We start from the raw sequence: 18531 nt of genomic DNA on the forward strand, positions 1-18531 counted from the left end.
TGGGAAGAAGTGGGGGGCCGCCGCACACTAAAGCGATCCGACAACCGGACGAATGCCTCACGGCGTACGGAACAGGAGGGCAGCGAGTACCGTGGAACGTCCTTCTGGTCCATCCCGGGGCCGCTCAGGCTCGCCCGAGGGCGAACCCAACGGCCTTGGTGGCCGCCGTCTCGGCAACACCCCCGGTGGTCAGCGCGCCAACAACCAGCCTGGTCTGGGTGGGCGCCGGCTCGGTGCCCAGGGCCAGCAGGCCCGACAGGGGCTGGGCGGTAATCGCAACAACGGCCAGAACGGGCAGGGTCAGGGGCTGGGCGGGCGGTCAGCCTCGCAGCCGCGCCGCCCCGAGCAGCCTGACGCCCGGTACTCGCAGCCGCCGGAAGACAGTCGGCGCCGGTCCTCCGGCCCGGTCTCCGAGCACCGCAGCGCTCCGGTCGCGCCGCCTTCTCCCTCGCGCCCTTCTTCTTCGCGCCCCGACTCCTCTTCTTCGCGTCCTGACTCCCGCCCGCCGGCTGCGCCTTCGCGCCCGGCGGCTTCTTCGCGTTCGGCTGCTGCTTCACGGCCGGTCGAGGCCCCCAGCCCGTACGACCGGGATCCGTACCAGCGCGACGAGCCGATGCGCCCGGCCGGGGGCCCGCACACCCCGCGCCCCTCTTCGCGTACTGCCGATCCTTATTCTTCGTCCTCCGCTGCCGATCACTCTGATGCGCACACGGTTGCGTACGGCGCGTCGCCGTACGACGAGATGGGCGGTCCGGCACAGTCGCCGGACGGGATGCCGTCGGCCAGGCGGCCCCAGAACCGCCTGCGGGACAGCCGCGCCGGTCGTCTGCTGGCAGACACGGGCGCGCTGAGCCTGTTCGGTCGCCAGGAGGACGAGCAGCTGGACAGCACCACTGCACCACCTCGCCGTAACCCCCGCCCGCGTGGGCCCGGGGGTGGCGGAAACCTGCCTCCGCAGGGCTATCACCGCTTCATCAACTACCCGCGGTGGGGCAAGCGCGGCGTCAAGCGCTGGCTGCCCTCGTGGAAGCTGATCAGTGGGATGTTCACGCTCGGGCTGCTGATGGTGGCGGGCGCGGTGTTCTGGTTCTGGAACTCGGTGAGCCTGCCCACCTCGCAGGACGAGCTGGTGAATGCGCAGACCACCACGGTGTTCTTCGCCAACGGCAAGGCCGAGCTGGGCGAGCTGAAGGTGCAGGACCGCGAGAAGGTCGACCTGGCTAATGTGCCGGAGCACGTTCAGCAAGCCGTCATCGCTGCTGAGGACAACACGTTCTACACCAACAGCGGTGTGCAGTGGACGTCCATCGCCCGGGCTGCCTTGTCCACCGTCACCGGCGGCGACACAGGTGGTGGGTCGACCATCACCCAGCAGTACGTGAAGAACATCTACGACCAGAAAGAGCTCACGTACCAGCGCAAGATGCGCGAGGCCGTGATGGCGATGAAGGTCAGCCAGCAGAAGAGCAAGCCCGAGATCCTCGAGAGCTACCTCAACACCATCTACTGGGGCCGCGACACCTGGGGCATCCAGGCCGCGTCGAAGGCGTACTTCGACAAGGAGTCCAGGGATCTGACGATCTCCGAGGGCGCTTATCTGGCCGGCATCGTCAACTCACCCAACAACGCAGACCCGCGTGCAGACGAAGCGGGCCGTAAGCGGGCCGAGTTCCGCTGGAACGTAGTGCTCGATGCCATGGTCAAGGAGGGCTGGCTCGCCGCCGACAAGCGCGCCGAGATGAAGTTCCCCAAAGTGATCAAGGAGAAGCAGGACACCTCGATCACCGGGCAGAACGCCTACCTGATGGAGATGGTCAAGGAAGAGGCGGCTGAGGTCGTCGGCATCCCCGAGGAAGAACTCACCACCGGTGGCTACGAGGTCACCACCACCTTCAACAAGGGGCTGGTCAAGGCCGCCGAGAAGGCGGTCAAGGAGCAGACTCCCGACTTCGCGCCCAAGGGCCTGCGGGTCGGTATGGCCACGATCGATCCGCGCGATGGATCAGTGCTGTCGATCTACGGCGGCAAGAACATCACCAAGGAGATGAACCAGGCCACGAAAGACGGGGCGCAGGCCGCCTCCACCTTCAAGGCCTTCGGTCTGCTGGCTGCTCTCAAAGACGGCGTGAGCCTGGACTCGTACTACGACGGCAACGACGGCCGGGTGATCCGCGGCGCCGGGGACTCGCGCAAGATCAGTAACTTCGGCAACACCGACTACGGCTGGATCAACCTGGTCAAGGCCACGGCCAACTCGGTCAACACGGTCTACGTCGACATGAACAACCAGGTCGGGCCGGAGAAGATGCGCCAGGCCGCGATCGACGCCGGTATCCCCGAGTCCGACGACCTGCAGAAGAACCTGGTCAACGTGCTGGGCTCGACCAGCGTGCACCCGATCGACCTGGCCAGCGCCTACGGCACCCTGGCGGCGCAGGGCATTCATCGCGACTGGCACGTGATCAAGTCGGTCAAGAAGGTCGAGACCGGCGAGGTCATGTTCAAGGCCGACAAGGATGCGACCAAGGGCGAGCGGGTCTTCGACGAGGGCGTGGTCGCCGACGCCACCTACGCGCTGGAGCACGTCGTCACCGAGGGTTCCGGCGAGAAGGCCCAGGCCCTCAACCGGCCGGTGGCCGGCAAGACCGGTAGCTCCACCGACAACCTGTCGGCCTGGTTCGTCGGCTACACCCCGCAGATGGTCACCGCGGTGGGGCTGCACCAGGTGAAGAAGGACGGTCAGAGCCTGGCTCAGATGAAGGGCTGGGACTCCAGCCTTCCCCAGGTCACCGGTGGTTCCGTACCTACCGACATCTGGACCGCGTTCATGCTCGACGCGCTCGAGGGCAAAGAGGTCATCGAGTTCCCGGATCCGGTCAACGGTGGCGAGGTGGTCAGCGCGTCGCCGACGCCTGAGGTCACCGTGGAGCCGACGCCGACCGAGACGCCGAGCGCTCAGCCGACCCAGACGATGGAACCGACCGAGCAGCCCAGCCAGCCGGTGCAGCCGACCGAGACCGGAACTCCGTCGGTGGAGCCGACCGAGACGGTCGGCGACGGCGAGGGCGAGGTCGATCCCACCGAGGATCCGAACAACGGTGGGATCTTCCCGACCGAGGATTCGGACGACGAGGGGAACGACGGGTTCGGATGACAGGCCGCCGGGTCCGGCAGCCCAGCCTGAAGCCGGGCTCGCCGCGCTGGTCGCAGACGCCGGCCGAGACAGACGACGGGGAGGGCGTGTACGCGCCCTCCCGGCTCGATCCGCTGGTGCGTTCGGCGAGCCCGGTGATCGGCGGCCCGGCCGGGCGACGGCTGGCCACCGCCACCGGTTTCTGGAGCGCTGCAACGGTTCTGGTGCTGCTGTCGGCGGCCGTCCTCGGTGCCGGACTGGTGCAGAAGCAGCACTGCCGGGCGGCCGGGTGGACGTCGCCCGACCACTTCTGGCACGCCTGCTACAGCGACATCCCGGTGATCTTCGCCAGTTCCGGCCTGGGTGGATCGGACCGCCCGGGTCTCAGCGAGGCCCTGGGCTCGGCCGGCGGGCTGGGGCAGCCCCCGCTGGCCGGACTGCTGATGTGGGTGACCTCCGGACTCGTCGACGGTGCCGACCCGGGCGCCAACCGCAGCTTCTTCGACCTGACCGCCCTGCTCCTGGCCGCCGTGCTCGCCGTCGGCGTGGCTGCGACCACCTTCACCCTCGGCCGTCGCGGCTGGGACGCGGCCCATCTGGCGATCAGCCCGGTCCTGATCACCGCCGGCCTGATCTCGTACCAGATCCTCGGCATCACCCTCCTCGCCCTGGCGCTCTTCGCCCTCTCCCGTAGCCGCGCGCTGGCCGGCGGGGTGCTGCTCGGCCTGGGCATCTCGGCGGCCCCCCAGGTAGCGGTGGTCGCAGTGGTCGCCGCCGTTCTGGCGCTCTGGCGCAGCCGTCATCCGGCCCACCCGGCCGAGGCCGGTCGCGATCCCCGGGCCCTGGCCGCGGTCACCTTCGCCGGGACCGCGGCGATCACCTGGCTGGTGGTGCGGGTCCTGCTGCTGCCCGGGTTCACCGGCCAGTTCGGTGACATGGTGAGTGCCTGGCGCGACGGCGCCCCCGGCTACGGCTCGTTGTGGCTGGTGCCGCAGCTTCTCGGTGCCTCCGAGCCGGAACCGGCCTCGTCGTGGGCCGGCCGGCTGGCCCAACTGCTGTTCGGGTGGTTGTTCAACGCCGACGCCCTGGGCGGCACCGCCACTTCGATGCTGGTGGTGCTGGCCCTGATCGTTCTCACCGGGCTGCTGGTCCGCTTCACCGTGTTCCGGGTGCCCCCGCTGTCGCCCCTGCGCACCGGCGGCCGGCCGCCGAGCCTCGACCTGGCCGAGTGGGTCACCCGCCGACTGGCGCCCGCCTCGCTCGCAACCCTCGCCGTCGTCCTGCTGACCGCGAAATCCCTGCCCGCGCAGTCGTCCTTACTTCTTCTGCCGTTGATCGCCCTGAGCGGGCTGCGCTGGCGCGACCACCTGATCTGGGCCGGCACCGAGGCGGTCTACTTCGTCGGGATCTGGCTCTACATCGCCGCCGAGACCACGTCCAACCGCGGCCTGCCCTCGCACTTCTACCTGATCATGCTGCTGCTGCGGCTGGCCGGGATCGCCTGGGTGGGGGTTCAGGGCGTGCTGGTCTACCGCTCCACCTCGACCCCGCCGGAGCCCGCACCCGACCTTCCGGACACCACGGCCGGGCTGAGAATCCACGAAATTTCATCTACCGGCCTTGACGAAGGTACGCTGCTGGGCGATCGAGATGCCGGTGCTCCCCGCTCCCTGGGGTGAGCGGCATCCCGACGACGCTTTAGCCCTCCTGTCACGGAGAGACCGTGACCGCTTAGACCGAAGGAGGTGGGTTACGCATGCGTCAGTACGAGCTGATGGTCATCCTCGACCCCGAGCTCGAGGAGCGGACCGTTGCGCCCTCGCTCGACAAGTTCCTCGGCGTCATCCGCAAGGGTGGCGGGACCGTCGAGAAGGTCGACATCTGGGGCCGTCGCCGGCTCGCGTACGAGATCAAGAAGAAGGCCGAAGGCATCTACGCGCTGGTCGACATGACCACGACGCCGGCCGACGCCAAGGAACTCGACCGCCAGCTGAACCTCAACGAGTCGGTGCTGCGGACGAAGCTGATCCGCCCCGGCGGTCGCTGATCCTTCTCACCGCCCACGTGGCCCTCACCGGGGCCTGAGGCCGGTACCCCCCAACGAAGCAACCAGCAGGACCGGAGAGAAACCGCATGGCCGGCGACACGACGCTCACGCTGATCGGCAACCTCACGAACGACCCCGAACTTCGTTTCACCCCGTCCGGGGCCGCGGTGGCCAACTTCACCGTCGCCTCGACCCCCCGCGCGTTCGACCGTCAGTCGAACGAGTGGAAGGACGGCGAGACGCTGTTCATGCGCTGCTCGGTCTGGCGGGAGGCGGCGGAGAACGTCGCCGAGTCGCTGACCCGTGGCTCGCGGGTGATCGTCACCGGGCGGCTGAAGAGCCGCACGTACGACACCCGTGAGGGCGAGAAGCGCACGGTCGTCGAGCTCGAGGTCGATGAGCTGGGCCCGTCGCTGCGCTACGCCACCGCCAAGGTCAACAAGACCTCGCGCGGTGGTGGCGGTGGCGGTGGTGGTGGCGGCTTCGGTGGTGGCGGTGGCGGTGGCTACTCCGGTGGTGGCGGCAACAGCGGTGGCGGCGGTGGCGGCTACTCCGGTGGCGGCCAGTCCGGCCCGGCCGACGACCCGTGGGCCACTGGCCCGGCTTCGGGCGGCGGCGGTGGCGGTTTCGGCGGCAGCCAGGAAGAGCCGCCCTTCTGATCTCTACGTCGGCCCCTCACCGGGCTGCCGACGAACCCCACTCGTGCAGTAAGGAGTAACCACGATGGCTAAGCCCCCCGTGCGCAAGCCCAAGAAGAAGCAGAACCCGCTGAAGGCCGCCAAGATCACGGTGGTCGACTACAAGGACACGCAGCTGCTGCGTAAGTTCATCTCCGACCGTGGCAAGATCCGGGCCCGCCGGGTCACCGGCGTCACGGTGCAGCAGCAGCGTGAGATCGCCAAGGCCGTCAAGAACGCGCGGGAGATGGCCCTGCTGCCGTACTCCAGCTCGGCCCGCTGAGCAGAGGGGACGCGAAGATGAAGCTCATCCTCACGCAGGAAGTCTCCGGTCTGGGTACCCCGGGCGACGTGGTCGAGGTCAAGGACGGCTACGGCCGTAACTACCTGGTTCCGCGCGGCCTGGCCACCAGCTGGACCAAGGGTGGCGAGAAGCAGGTCACCGCGATCCGCAAGGCTCGCAAGACCCGTGAGATCGCCACGCTGGACGAGGCCAAGTCGGTCAAGGCCAAGCTGGAGGCCAAGCCGGTCCGCCTCGCGGTCCGCGCCGGCGCCTCGGGCCGCCTGTTCGGTGCGGTCACCCCGTCCGACATCGCCGCGGCGATCGTCGCGGCCGAGGGCCCGCAGGTCGACCGTCGCAAGGTCGAGCTGCCGCAGCCGATCAAGACCACCGGCGAGCACGTCGCCCACGTCCGGCTCCACTCGGACGTCCAGGCGAAGGTCACGCTGAAGGTCGTTGCCGAGGGCTGATCCCCTGGGCATTCGAAGACCCCGGCTCCTGCTTCAGGCAGGGTCGGGGTCTTCTGCTTTGCGCAGGTGCGCGCCGGCTCGGGATGTCCAGGATGCTGAGGCGACCACACTCGTCCTCGATCACCACTGCGCCATGAGCCGACTCTCGTGGATTGGCCCTTTGGTCTTTGCGGCACAGGGACGAGAATTGGGTGCATGAGTGAGACACCCCGGCCCTCGTTCGGACGCCGCGTGTACATGGCCCTGTTCCAGATCATGGGCCCGGCCGACGTCCGCCCGGTGGGCCAGCCCGCAGCGCACAACCCCGACGACCCGACCGTTCCGCAGGGCTACCACCTGGAGACGTTCACCCAGCCCGACGGCATCAAGAAGCGCATCATGGTGAAGGACTCCTGAGCCGCTTCCAGGCTCAGCGATAGGCGCCCGTGACCAGCCACAGGTCACCCCGGGCGCGACGCCGCAGCACCACGGCCCGGACGATCATCCAACCGCCGGCGAAGGCCACCCAGAGCCAGACCAGGCCGACCTTGCCGTCCGGGCCCCACAGACCGATCGCGATGGCGGCCGGCGCGTAGAGCGCGGTCTGAACCACCGCCGCGTAGGCCAGGAACCGCCCGTCGCCCGCGCCGATCAGCACACCGTCGAGCACGAAGACGTACCCCGCGACGGGCTGAGTCAGCGCCGCCACGATCAGCGCCCCCGTGAGAGCTGTTCTCACCTCGGGATCGTCGCTGAACAGCGGGCCGAGGGCGCCGGCGCAGAGCAGAAGAATCACCGCGAAGACGATTCCGGCGCCGATCCCCCAGCGCACCATCCGTGCAGTGGCGTCGCGGACCCCCTGCACATCCCCCGCGCCCAGGGCGTTGCCGGTCAGCGCCTGCCCGGCGATCGCCAGCGCGTCCAGGCCCAGCGCCAGCAGGTTCCACACGTTCAGCGCCACCTGGTGCGCGGCCAGCGCGGGGGCTCCGAAGCCGGCGGCCACCGCGGTGGTCAGCAAGAGCAGCAGCCGCATCGCCACCGTTCGGATCAGCAGGGGGACGCCGGTGCGCCCCGCGAGCCGGACGCCGTCGAGTTGGGGCCACAGCCGCACCCCTGCCCGCCTGGCGTCGCCCACCACGTACCCCAGGGCCGCAACCGCCATCCCGCACTGGGTGATCGAGGTACCTAGCGCCGATCCGGCGATACCCCAGCCCACGCCGTGCACCAGGAAGAGGTTCAGGAGCGCGTTCACCACGGCCCCGCTGACGGCGATCCACAACGTCACCCGGGTGTTCTGCAGCCCCCGGAGGACCCCCACCAGCGCCAGGACGATGAGCATGGCCGGAACACCCGGCAGGGACCATCGCAGATAGGTGATGGCAGCCTCGCGTACCCCCGCCTCGGCGCCTGCGGCCCCGACCAGGTCCACGGCGTAGGGCGCGGCCGGATAGAGCAGCAGAACCACGCCCAGGCCGATCGCCGCCGCCAGCCAGGCCGCGTCCATCCCGATGGCGATCGCCTTGGTGCGCTCGCCCGCCCCCATCAGCCGGGCCACGCTGCTGGTGGTGCCGTAGGCGAGGAAGACGAAGATGTAGACGGCGGTGGTCAGGATCCCCGCGGCGATGCCCAGGCCGGCCAGTTCGGTGGTGCCCAGCCGGCCGACGATGGCCGAGTCGGCGAGCAGGAAGAGTGGTTCGGCCACCAGGGCACCGAGGGCAGGCAGGGCGAGCGCCAGGATCTGCCGGTCGGTGTTCCGGGCCCGGCCGGGATTCTTGCTCAGCCGGATCACCTCGTCGCTGGTCTAGGGCGGTCTGTGGCAGTTGCCGGCCCGGCCGTCGTGCTCAGCCGGCCGAACGCGTTCACGGCCCTGCCCACGCGTCCGCCCCCAGCGCGTCCGGCATTGCCACCTCACAGTGTGCCCGACGAGTAGGCAAGTGTCGGGTCCGTCCGGCGGGCGGGGTTCCGGACCCGCTCTTACCGACGGATCTGCATGCTTTGGTAACGGTGAGGTGACTGTGCACTGAATCGACGCAGGGTTTTTGGCATCCACAGGCCGTGGACAGCTGCGTGGCCGGTCAGAGGCCGTTTGGGGACAACCAGAACGCGCTTCATCCCCACTGTTATCCACAACCTGTGCACAACACCCGGGGTTTGTCCCCAAGTTATCCACAGGCCTGGGGCAATTGTGCACCGATTCGGGCCAGGGCTGTGGACAGTCTCTTTGAACCCACGCCCGGCGACCCGTATTTTCAGGGGGCCTGCTCATGGGTCGAGTCGGCCGCACAGTCAGCGGGTTCCACGACGAACTCGAAGGGTGGCCGGTGTGGCGCCCTTCGCAAGGTTGTCGTACCTCTCCGCTTGACTGAGCCGCGTCGCCCCGGCGGCCGGGTACCTCCCGGCCGGTGGCGATTGGTGCAGGGCAACAGCTGGGAAGAGGGTTCGATGTCCATCGTTGATCTGCCGGTGCCGTCCGACTCCGGCGGCGGTCCGGACCTCGGCCGGACCCCGCCGCAGGACGTGGCGGCCGAGCAGAGCGTGCTCGGCGGCATGATGCTCTCGAAAGACGCGATCGCCGACGTCGTCGAGGAGCTGAAAGGCACCGACTTCTACCGGCCGGCCAACGAGCTGGTCTACGACGCGATCCTCGACCTGTACGGGCGCGGCGAGCCGGCCGACGCGGTCACCGTCGCGGCCGAGCTCACCAAGCGCGGCGAGCTGGCCAAGGTCGGCGGCCCGGCCTACATCCACACCCTGATCTCCTCGGTCCCCACCGCGGCCAACGCCGGCTACTACGCCCGCATCGTCCGCGAGCGCGCCGTCCTGCGCCGCCTGGTCGACGCGGGCACCCGCATCGTGCAGCTCGGCTACAACGGCGCCGACGGCCACGGCGGCGGCGACGTGGAAGAGATCGTGAACTCCGCCCAGGCCGAGATCTACAAGGTCAGCGAGGCCCGCACCAGCGAGGACTACGCGGCCCTGTCCGAGGTGATCGAGGGCGCGATCGACGAGATCGAGGCCTCCAGCCACCGCGGCGACGGCCTCACCGGCGTCCCCACCGGCTTCGCCGACCTCGACGCCCTCACCAACGGCCTGCACCCGGGCCAGATGATCATCATCGCCGCCCGCCCGGCGATGGGTAAGGCGCTCGCGCTCGACACTGCGCTGCCCACGCCCGCGGGCTGGACCACGATGGGCGCCGTCCAGGTGGGTGACGAGCTGATCGGCGCCGACGGCCGGCCCACCCGCGTGGTGGCCGCCACCGACGTACTGCTGGAACGCCCCTGCTACGAAGTCGAGTTCTCCGACGGCAGCAAGATCGTGGCCGACGCGGAGCACCAGTGGCTCACCGAGACCAGAGCATCGCGCCGCTCCGGCAGCCGGGTCGCCGCCGAGGTCCGCACCACCGCGCAGATCGCCGCCACCCTTCGCTGTGAGAGCGCCGACCGACGCCTCAACCACAGTGTGCGCAACGCCGAGGCTCTTGAGCTCGCCCCGAAAGACCTTTTGGTGCCGCCATACACGCTGGGCGCCTGGCTCGGCGACGGTACGAGCGCGGCGGCCCAGATCACCTCGGCCGATCCCGGCATCGTGATCAGGCTGGAGCAGGACGGCCTGGACGTGGTCCCGAGCGCCAGCCACAGCCTGCGGTACTCGCTGCGTCTGCCTGAGGGCCGTCTGCGCACCATCGGAGTGCTCGGGAACAAGCACATCCCCGCCGACTACCTGCGAGCGTCTGAGACGCAGCGTCGGGACCTGCTGGCCGGGCTCCTGGACACCGACGGCACGGTGCACTCCACCGGCTCGGTGCAGTTCTCGGTGACCAACGAGCAGCTCGCCCTCGATGTGCAGGAGCTCGTGATCAGCCTCGGCTACCGGTGTACGGTCATGCGTAAGGCGGTGAAGGGCCGCCGCAAGGACTCGTCCGTGGCCCACACGCTGAACTTCACCACCGACGACCGGGTCTTCCACCTCGAGCGCAAGCACTTGGTGCACAAAGACCGGATGGCTCGCCGTTTCCACTGCCGCGACTCGCGTTTCATCACCGCCGTACGGCCGGTGCCGAGCGTGCCGGTGCGCTGTGTAGAGGTAGACAACGCGTCCCACCTCTACTTGGCCGGCCGCACGATGATCCCCACCCACAACTCCACCTTCGGGCTGGACATCCTGCGTTCTGCTGCAATTCACCATCGGATGACGTCGGTGATGTTCAGCCTCGAGATGGGGCGCAACGAGATCACGATGCGCCTGCTCTCGGCCGAGGCGCGGATCCCGCTGCAGAACATGCGCAAGGGCACGATGCGCGAGGAGGACTGGACCCGGCTGGCCCAGACCATGGGCGACGTGAGCGAGGCGCCGCTGTTCATCGACGACAGCCCGAACATGTCGCTGATGGAGATCCGGGCCAAGTGCCGCCGGCTCAAGCAGCGGCACGACCTCAAGCTCGTGGTCATCGACTACCTCCAGCTGATGACCAGCGGCAAGCGGGTCGAGAGCCGGCAGCAGGAGGTCTCCGAGTTCTCCCGGGCGATCAAGCTCCTGGCCAAGGAGCTGCAGCTGCCGGTGATCGCGCTGAGCCAGCTGAACCGTGGTCCGGAACAGCGCACCGACAAGAAGCCGGCCATGTCCGACCTTCGCGAATCCGGTTCTATAGAGCAGGATGCCGACATGGTCATCCTGCTGCACCGTGAGGATGCATACGAGAAGGAGAGCCCGCGCGCCGGTGAGGCCGACTTCATCGTGGCCAAGCACCGTAACGGCCCGACCGACACGATCACCGTGGCGTTCCAGGGTCACTACTCGCGCTTCGTGGACATGGCTCAGTAGGTCTTGTGGACGAGCGGCGGGGCGGCTGGCAGCGGGCTGAGAAGCTCGATGCGGAAGGCCTCGCCGCCCGGCTACGCATCGAGCACGGTGTCCGGCTCGAAGTCGAAGGTCCTTGTGCCGGTGGGGAAGTCGGTGCTGCCTTCGTCCGCTGGGAGCCGGTCGGAGGCCGGCGGCGCCGGTCAGTGCTGAAATGGCAGCCGCACTCTCGTCTGCAAGATCTGCGGGCCGGGCCGCTGGCGGTGCAGGAAAGCGCTCGGGCGGCCGGGCTTCCGGTCCCGGCGGTCGAGTTCGCGGCGCAGGTAGGGCACGCCGTGGTGATGGTGCAGGAGTTGATGCCCGGAGCCCCGGTCGACCGGTTCGACGCAGCGCTGCTCGGCCAGGCCCTGCAGCTCAACGCCCGGCAGGCCGGACTGCTCCGGCACCACCCCAATGTTCCCCCGGTGCACCTTTACCTCGCTGAAGACGGGCCGGGCTACTGCCTGCACGAACCGTTGCGCCAGCACAGCGCCAGAGGTGCTGCACTGGAACGCCGCATCGCGGCTACCCCCGCCGATCCCACCATGGCCGGGGACGACGTCGTCCATCTGGATTTCCATCCCGGCAACCTGCTGGCCTCGAACGGAATCATCACCGGCGTGGTCGACTGGGACGGCGCCGCCCGCGGGCATCGCGCATTCGACCTGGTCACCCTGCGATTCGGCCTGAACAACCGGGCTGACCCCGAGGTGACCAGCCGCCTCGACGACGTTCTTGATCAGGTGCCCACCGACGTCCTCAATCCGGCTTGGGCGCACATGAGCCTGCGGATGAGCGACTGGGCCATCCGGCACCACGCGCCCGCCGAAGTCCAGCAGTGGTTCGATCTGGCCGAGCAGCGCCTGAGCTGAGTTCGCCCAACACGGTACTTTCCTGCTTCCCAGAAGAACCCGAAAGCCCGATGGGGGACGATGTGCGCGCGGCGGTCGATGTCGGCTACCCACCCAGCGGGGGCGCCCGCGCGGCGCTGGTTCTCAGCGACTCCCCTGAGTTCGCGCGGATCACCGGCACTCGGGTGTCAATGGTGGACGAGGTGGCCCCCTACGAGCCGGGCCAGTTCTACAAACGCGAGCTTCCGGCCGTCCGCGCTGTCCTCGCCGAACTGACCGAACTGCCTCACCTCTTGGTGGTGGACGGGTTTGTGGACCTTGATCCGGCCGGTACCCCCGGGATGGGGCGTTACGTGCACCGCGAGTTCGGTATCACCGTGGTCGGGGTGGCCAAGACCGCCTTCCGTACCGCAGAACACGCCTTGGAGGTGCGGCGAGGCGCCTCGGCCCGCCCGCTGCACGTCACCGCCGCCGGTATGCCCCCGGAAGACGCAGCTACCCTCGTGCAACGCCTCAGTGGCCCCCACCGGATCCCCGATGCGCTGCGGGCGGTGGACCGGCTCTCGCGAGGGCTCCCTCCGGTCTGATCGAGCCAGGAGCGGATCTGCGGCCTAGGGTTGTCGAGTGCCAGGGACCCAACAATCCTTCCTGTCCGACCTGATGGTGGTGCTTCGCGGTGCCAACTTCCGCAAGCTGTTCGCCGTGCGCCTGGTGTCCCAGGCCGGTGACGGCGCCTTTCAGGTGGGCCTGGCCAGCCTGATCTTCTTCTCCCCGGAACGGGCGACCACCCCTACGGCCGTGGCTCTGGCCGCGGTGGTCACGGTCGTTCCGTACACCCTGATCGGGCCCTTCGCCGGCGTCCTGCTCGACGTCTGGCCGCGTCGGCAGGTGCTGCTCCTGGCCAACGCCGTGCGCTCACTCATGGTGCTGACCGTGGCAACACTGATCTTCACCATCGGAGTCGGTCCGGCCGTACTGTTCACGGCTCTGGCCTGCCTGTCGGTGAACCGGTTCTTCCTGGCCGGGCTGGGTGCCTCACTGCCGCACGTGGTGCCCCGGCACGAACTGGTGATGGCCAACGCCGTGTCGCCGACCTGCGGCACCGTGGCCACGATGCTCGGTGGGGCGATCGGCTTCGGCCTGCGCACCCTGCTCGGGCCAGGCGACGGCACCGACGCCACGATCGTGGTGATTGCGGCGCTGGCCTACGCCACCGCGTCGTTGCTCGCGCTACGCATGCCCCGCAATCTGCTCGGGCCGGATCAGAGCGCGCCCCTGAACGTCCGCTCGCTCGGCACCGTGGCCCGCGACGTGCTGGGCGATCTGCGGGCCGGAGCGCAGCACGTGCGCAGCCGGCGCAGTGTGGCCAACGCGCTGGCGGTGATCGGCGCACACCGGATCGGCTACGGGATCATGACCATCACGGTGATGCTGCTGTGCCGCAACTACTTCAGCGATCCGGCGAACCCGGAGGCCGGGGTCACCCTGCTGGCCCAGGTGGTCGCTGCTCTGGGGGTGGGCGTGGCCGGAGCTGCGCTGATCACCCCGGTGATGGCGGCCCGCATCGGCGCCTGGCGCTGGATCGGGGTGTGCCTGGCCGTCGCGGCGATGGTGCAGGCCTTCTTCGTCGCCGACGCGGCGCTCTGGCTGCTCTACTTCGGCTCGTTCGTGTTCGGCCTGACCGGGCAGAGCATCAAGATCTGCGTGGACTCGATCCTGCAGAAGGACGTCGACGACTCGTTCCGGGGCCGGGTGTTCAGCTTCTACGACGTCGTGTTCAACGTCGCCCTGGTGTCGGCCTCCGGCCTGTCGATCATGCTGCTGCCGGAGGACGGCTACTCACAGATGGTGTTCATGGACATCGCTCTGCTGTTCGGGGTGGCCGCGGTGGCGTACACCTACCGCGAGCACCGGCAGCGGGCTGCCGCCGAGGTGCAAAGCACGAGCGGGGGCCCGGAAGACCGGACCCCCGCTCGTCAGCGGAACTTTGGTGACTAGGGCCTAGCCCTCGACCTCGAACACGAAGCCGGTCTCGCCGCCCAGGTCCACCCGGGCACCCGGGGTGATCAGGGTGGGCACGCCCGGGTCGATGGCCTGCGGCGACTCACCCGGGAGGGTGAGCGCGGTGCCGTTCATCGCGCCCAGGTCGGTGAGCAGGACGTCCCAGCCGGAGGGCCGGATCTCGGCGTGGGTCCGCGAGACCTGGCCGGTGGAGCTGGCCACCGCGTGCAGGTAGGGCGTCTCCGGGTCGGCCGAGTTGGCCTGCGGCTTCGGGTCGCGGCCGAGCACGACCGGGCGGTCGAGCTCGATCCGGTCGCCGTTGTCGAAGACCAGCACACCCAGCGGCGGGCGGGCGACCAGGATCGGCGCCTGCGGCGGGACGGTCAGGCCACAGACCCGGCACTCGGAACGGTCGGGCGAGGTGACGTGCCCGGCGTCGCACCAGACCCCCAGCAGGCGCGGGGGCTCACGCTGGGCCTCCACCTCCTGCTCGGCCGACTCGGGCTCCTGGTCGTTCTCGGCCAGGGGGCCTTCGTCGAGGTCGTTCTCGGGTTCCTCGCCCTCGGCGCCGGGACGGAACGTCCCGGGCAGGGCCGGGCCGCCGAAGGCCGGGGCCTGGCCGTTGAAGCCGGAGCCGTTGAAGCCACCACCCTGACCACCCTGACCGGACTGGCCGGGCGGGCCCCACGGGTTGTCGTCCTGGGCGCCCCAGCTCGGAGCGTCGGGCTGGAAGTCTTCTTCCTGCTCCTCGGCCTGGTTGCGGGAACCGCGGAAGAAGGCGGGGGGCAGGTCGACGCGGGAGACCTCGGACGGGTCCTCGTCGGGCATCGGCGCAGCCGGCGGCTCGAAGATCGAGGCCCCGCCCTGCGGCGCCCGGTCGGCCGGGTTGCCCAGCATGCGGGAACCGTTGACCGGGGAGTTCGGCTGGCTCGGGCCGGGCGGCGGCACCTGGTGCTCGGGACGCAGCGAACGACCCCGGACCCGCAGCGGCAGGTCGCCGATGGACGGCGCGGGCTGCTCCGGCTCGGCCGGCTCGGGCGTGAACGCCGCCGGCTCGGGCGAGAACGCACTGGGGGCCGACGGGCCCGGTGAGAACGCGCTGGGCGCGGACGGTTCCGGCGAGAACGCACTGGGCGCCGGCTCGGGCGCACCCCACGAGGGGGACGCCGCGGGGGCCTCGGGCGCCGACGGCTCGGAGCGGAACGCCGAGAACGGCTCGTTGTCGTCGGAGAGCGGCGGCCAGCCGGCCGGAGCCCCACCGGGACGCGGCTTGGGCGGCACGCCCGGACCGTGACCGTTCAGGCCGGAGATGTCGATGCTGCCGGACTCGGGGTTCGGCAGGTCGGCCGGCGACGGGCCCTTGGGCGAGTCGTCGGTGAGCAGGTCGTCGAAGTCGAACGACCGGGCCTGCTCGCCCTCGGGTGCGTCGGAAGCACCTTCGACGTCGTGCAGCTCGCCCGGGTCGTCGTTGCTGTCGCCGGACCCGAAGAACGAGGTGGGCGTGGGCGCCGGGGTGGAGGAGCCGGAACCCGAGCCGATGGACGGCTGCGGGGTGCCGGTGGCCGGGGAGTCGAGCACGGACGGCACGTGGCCGTTGACCTCGCGCTGGAAACCGCCGGTGCGGGAGGGGAGGGAGCCCCAGCCACCCTGCCGGGCCTCCGGGCCCGGGGCGCCGGAGTAGGCGGGGGTGCGGGGTTCCTCGTCCTCGGTCAGGTCGACGACCTTGCGGTCGGAGGCACCGGCCGAGGCCAGGCTGAGGGGGGCGGAGTCGTCGTCGGCCGGGGCGGCCTCGAGCGCCGTGGCCGCAGCGGCCGGGACGGCCTCGGCAGGCGCCTCGGTGATGCTCGCCGGGGCGTCGCTGTCGGCGTTCTCGGGAGTGATCAGCGTGTTCAGGGCCAGGCCGGAGACCAGCACGACTCCGGTGGCGACCGTGTAGGGCAGCTCCGCGCCGGCGTCGACGTCGCCCACCAGGACCCGGTGGGCGCCCGAGATCAGGCCCTCCAGCCAGGTGGTGGCGCCCGTCGCGTCCAGCCGGACCGGTTCCCCGGCCCGCTCGAAGCACACCGGCACGCTGCCCCGGACGAGGGCGCGCACGGCGTCCACCTCGACCCGGACGATGGCGAAGCTGGGTGCGGTGCGAATGCCCCGCCGGACCAGCACGTCGAGGATCTCGTCGACGGGTGCGTCGTCGAGGGCCAGCTCCCACAACGGACCGGCCAGCGACCAGTCTGTCGGCGCGTCCACGACGAGCACAGTTCTCGGCGCGACCACGGCAAGGAGTTGCCCTGCGGCATAGGCGATCCCGCTTTGCACGATGACTCCTCCCCTTACTAGTAACGACTTGGTCGCTCTGCGTTGTGTATTGCCTCGTACAACGGGTTGCGCCTGATCTCGCCTCAACTGTCCGAGGCCCCGCAACTCTAGAGTCCAGTTGGCCCGGAGGCCAACGGCGAGCCAAAAGAAAACCGACCAGGCTTACCCCATCGGGCTATCGGCAACCCTCGGACGCGCCGTGACACCACTCAATTGTTGCGAATGAACGCGCACCTCACGGGAAAACCAATCAGTAACTCAAAGTGATCACCAGTCGGTCTCAGCAACGGCACCACCCGTTCGGTGTCCATATTCTGGACATTCGGCGGATCGGATCTCCTCCATAGTCCCCGACCCGACCCGGCGGCGCGCCCGCTCCCGACATCCGATAGCTAACGATTAGGCCGACTGAGTGGAATCGCCGCCCGAAGGGGCGGCGGTTGCGCCTTCCGGGTCGGCCGTCGCCGCCCGCTCGCGCTCCCACCAGGCCACGAGTTCCTCCCGGGCCTCGTCCGGGCCGATCTGCCCGCGGTCCAGGCGCAGCTCCTTCAGGAACTTCCAGGCCCGGCCCACGTCCCGGCCGGCCGGGATGCCGAGGATCTCCATGATCTGGTTGCCGTCCAGGTCCGGCCGGACGGCGTCGAGCTCCTCCCGCTCGCGCAGCTCGGCGATCCGGCGCTCCAGGTCGTCGTAGGCCGAGGCCAGCCGGGCGGCCTTGCGCTTGTTGCGGGTGGTGCAGTCGGAACGGGTGAGCTTGTGCAGCCGGTCCAGCAACGGCCCGGCGTCGGTGACGTAGCGGCGCACCGCCGAGTCGGTCCAGGCGCCGTCGCCGTAGCCGTGGAAGCGCAGGTGCAGCTGCACCAGACGGGAGACCTGCTGGGTGGTGTCCTTGTCGAAGCGCAGGGCCTTCATCCGCTTGGTGGTGAGCTTGGCGCCCTCCATCTCGTGATGGTGGAACGAGACCCCGCCGCCCGCCTCGAAGCGACGGGTGGCCGGCTTGCCGATGTCGTGCAGGATCGCGGCCAGGCGCAGCACCAGGTCCGGTCCGGGCACCGGGCCGTCCGGGCCGTCCTCCAGCGCGATCGCCTGCTCCAGCACGATCAGCGAGTGCTCGTAGACGTCCTTGTGCCGGTGGTGCTCGTCGATCTCCAGCTTCAGCGCGGGCAGCTCGGGCAGCACCTGGGCGGCCAGGCCGGTGGAGACCAGCAGTTCCAGCCCGGGCCGGGGGTCGGGGGCCAGCAGCAGCTTCTCCAGCTCGACCCGGATCCGCTCGGCCGAGACGATCGAGATCCGCGCGGCCATCGCGGTCATCGCCGCCACCGCCTCCGGGGCCACCTCGAAGCCGAGCTGGGCCGCGAACCGGGCCCCGCGCATCATCCGCAGCGGGTCGTCGCCGAACGAGACCTCCGGCGCCCCGGGCGTGCGCAGCCGGCGGGCGGCCAGGTCCTCCAGCCCGCCGTAGGGATCGACGAAGGTGAGTGCGGGTAGTTCCAGGGCCATCGCGTTGACGGTGAAGTCCCGGCGCAGCAGGTCGGCCTCGAGCGTGTCGCCGAAGGCCACCTCGGGCTTGCGGGAGTCCTCGCGGTACACGTCGGCCCGGTAGGTGGTGACCTCGACCACGTGGTCACCCTTGCGGGCGCCGATCGTGCCGAAGGCCTTGCCGATGTCCCAGTGCGCGTCGCCCCATTCCCGCAGCAGCCGGATGGTCTCTTCGGGGCGGGCGTCGGTGGTGAAGTCGAGATCCGGGCTCTGCCGGCCCAGCAGCGCGTCCCGCACCGGCCCACCCACGAGCGCGAGCCTGTGACCTGCGGCGGCGAAGACCGAGCCGAGGTCGGTGAGCAGGGGCTGCAGCGGGACCAGACGTGCGACCGCCGCCCGTCGGGCGTCGGTCAGGTGGTCGGAGGGGGTCTGTGGCACGAGCCCCAAGCGTGCCAGATGGGT

At 69.8% G+C, this 18531-nt stretch carries 14 protein-coding genes; 11 read left to right on the top strand and 3 right to left on the bottom strand.

Features of this window, described 5'->3' with window-relative positions; translation table 11 throughout:
- Positions 1-772 precede the first annotated feature (772 nt).
- From QSK18_RS05390 to QSK18_RS05420, 7 genes are all read left to right on the top strand, one after another.
- Entirely contained in the window at positions 773-3154 is a 2382-nt protein-coding gene (locus QSK18_RS05390; protein ID WP_285616843.1) for a transglycosylase domain-containing protein, read from the top strand.
- Positions 3151-4812: a glycosyltransferase family protein gene (locus QSK18_RS05395; protein WP_285616844.1), complete on the top strand. Its 1662-nt coding sequence runs from the start codon at positions 3151-3153 to the stop codon at positions 4810-4812. Before QSK18_RS05390 ends, QSK18_RS05395 begins: the two co-directional genes overlap by 4 nt.
- Positions 4813-4889: 77 nt before the next feature.
- Positions 4890-5180 (top strand): 30S ribosomal protein S6, encoded by a 291-nt coding sequence (rpsF, locus tag QSK18_RS05400; RefSeq protein ID WP_232808829.1) that lies wholly within the window; start codon positions 4890-4892, stop codon positions 5178-5180.
- Positions 5181-5266: 86 nt separating this feature from the next.
- Positions 5267-5839: a single-stranded DNA-binding protein gene (locus QSK18_RS05405; RefSeq protein WP_285616847.1), complete on the top strand. Its 573-nt coding sequence runs from the start codon at positions 5267-5269 to the stop codon at positions 5837-5839.
- A gap of 64 nt (positions 5840-5903) precedes the next feature.
- Positions 5904-6140, top strand: coding sequence for a 30S ribosomal protein S18 (gene rpsR, locus QSK18_RS05410; protein WP_232808831.1), 237 nt, complete (start codon positions 5904-5906; stop codon positions 6138-6140).
- A 17-nt stretch (positions 6141-6157) separates the two neighbouring features.
- Positions 6158-6607 carry a 50S ribosomal protein L9 gene (gene rplI / locus QSK18_RS05415; protein ID WP_232808832.1) on the top strand — a complete coding sequence of 150 codons (450 nt, stop codon included), beginning with the start codon at positions 6158-6160 and terminating at the stop codon, positions 6605-6607.
- Between the two features lie 195 nt (positions 6608-6802).
- Positions 6803-7003, top strand: a complete 201-nt coding sequence (locus QSK18_RS05420; RefSeq protein WP_232808833.1) for a hypothetical protein — start codon at positions 6803-6805, stop codon at positions 7001-7003.
- Between the two features lie 13 nt (positions 7004-7016).
- On the opposite strand, the gene QSK18_RS05425 is transcribed toward QSK18_RS05420, so the two are convergent.
- A complete protein-coding gene (locus tag QSK18_RS05425) occupies positions 7017-8375 on the bottom strand; it encodes an MATE family efflux transporter (RefSeq protein ID WP_232808834.1) in 1359 nt (452 codons plus the stop codon).
- A 653-nt stretch (positions 8376-9028) separates the two neighbouring features.
- Here QSK18_RS05425 and dnaB point away from each other — a divergent pair.
- The 4 genes from dnaB to QSK18_RS05445 are packed head-to-tail and all read left to right on the top strand — an operon-like array spanning position 9029 to position 14274.
- Positions 9029-11410, top strand: a complete 2382-nt coding sequence (dnaB, locus tag QSK18_RS05430) for a replicative DNA helicase (protein ID WP_232808835.1) — start codon at positions 9029-9031, stop codon at positions 11408-11410.
- Between the two features lie 5 nt (positions 11411-11415).
- A complete protein-coding gene (locus QSK18_RS05435) occupies positions 11416-12297 on the top strand; it encodes a phosphotransferase (RefSeq protein WP_285616851.1) in 882 nt (293 codons plus the stop codon).
- 50 nt (positions 12298-12347) lie between these two features.
- A complete protein-coding gene (locus tag QSK18_RS05440; RefSeq protein ID WP_285616853.1) occupies positions 12348-12863 on the top strand; it encodes an endonuclease V in 516 nt (171 codons plus the stop codon).
- A 37-nt stretch (positions 12864-12900) separates the two neighbouring features.
- Positions 12901-14274, top strand: coding sequence for an MFS transporter (locus QSK18_RS05445; RefSeq protein ID WP_232808838.1), 1374 nt, complete (start codon positions 12901-12903; stop codon positions 14272-14274).
- Positions 14275-14277: 3 nt separating this feature from the next.
- On the opposite strand, the gene QSK18_RS05450 is transcribed toward QSK18_RS05445, so the two are convergent.
- Positions 14278-16521, bottom strand: coding sequence for an FHA domain-containing protein (locus tag QSK18_RS05450; RefSeq protein ID WP_285616856.1), 2244 nt, complete (start codon positions 16519-16521; stop codon positions 14278-14280).
- Between the two features lie 468 nt (positions 16522-16989).
- Positions 16990-18507: a CCA tRNA nucleotidyltransferase gene (locus tag QSK18_RS05455; RefSeq protein ID WP_232808840.1), complete on the bottom strand. Its 1518-nt coding sequence runs from the start codon at positions 18505-18507 to the stop codon at positions 16990-16992.
- Positions 18508-18531 lie beyond the last annotated feature (24 nt).

The sequence above is a fragment of the Kineosporia sp. NBRC 101677 genome, assembly GCF_030269265.1.
Lineage (GTDB): Bacteria > Actinomycetota > Actinomycetes > Actinomycetales > Kineosporiaceae > Kineosporia > Kineosporia rhizophila.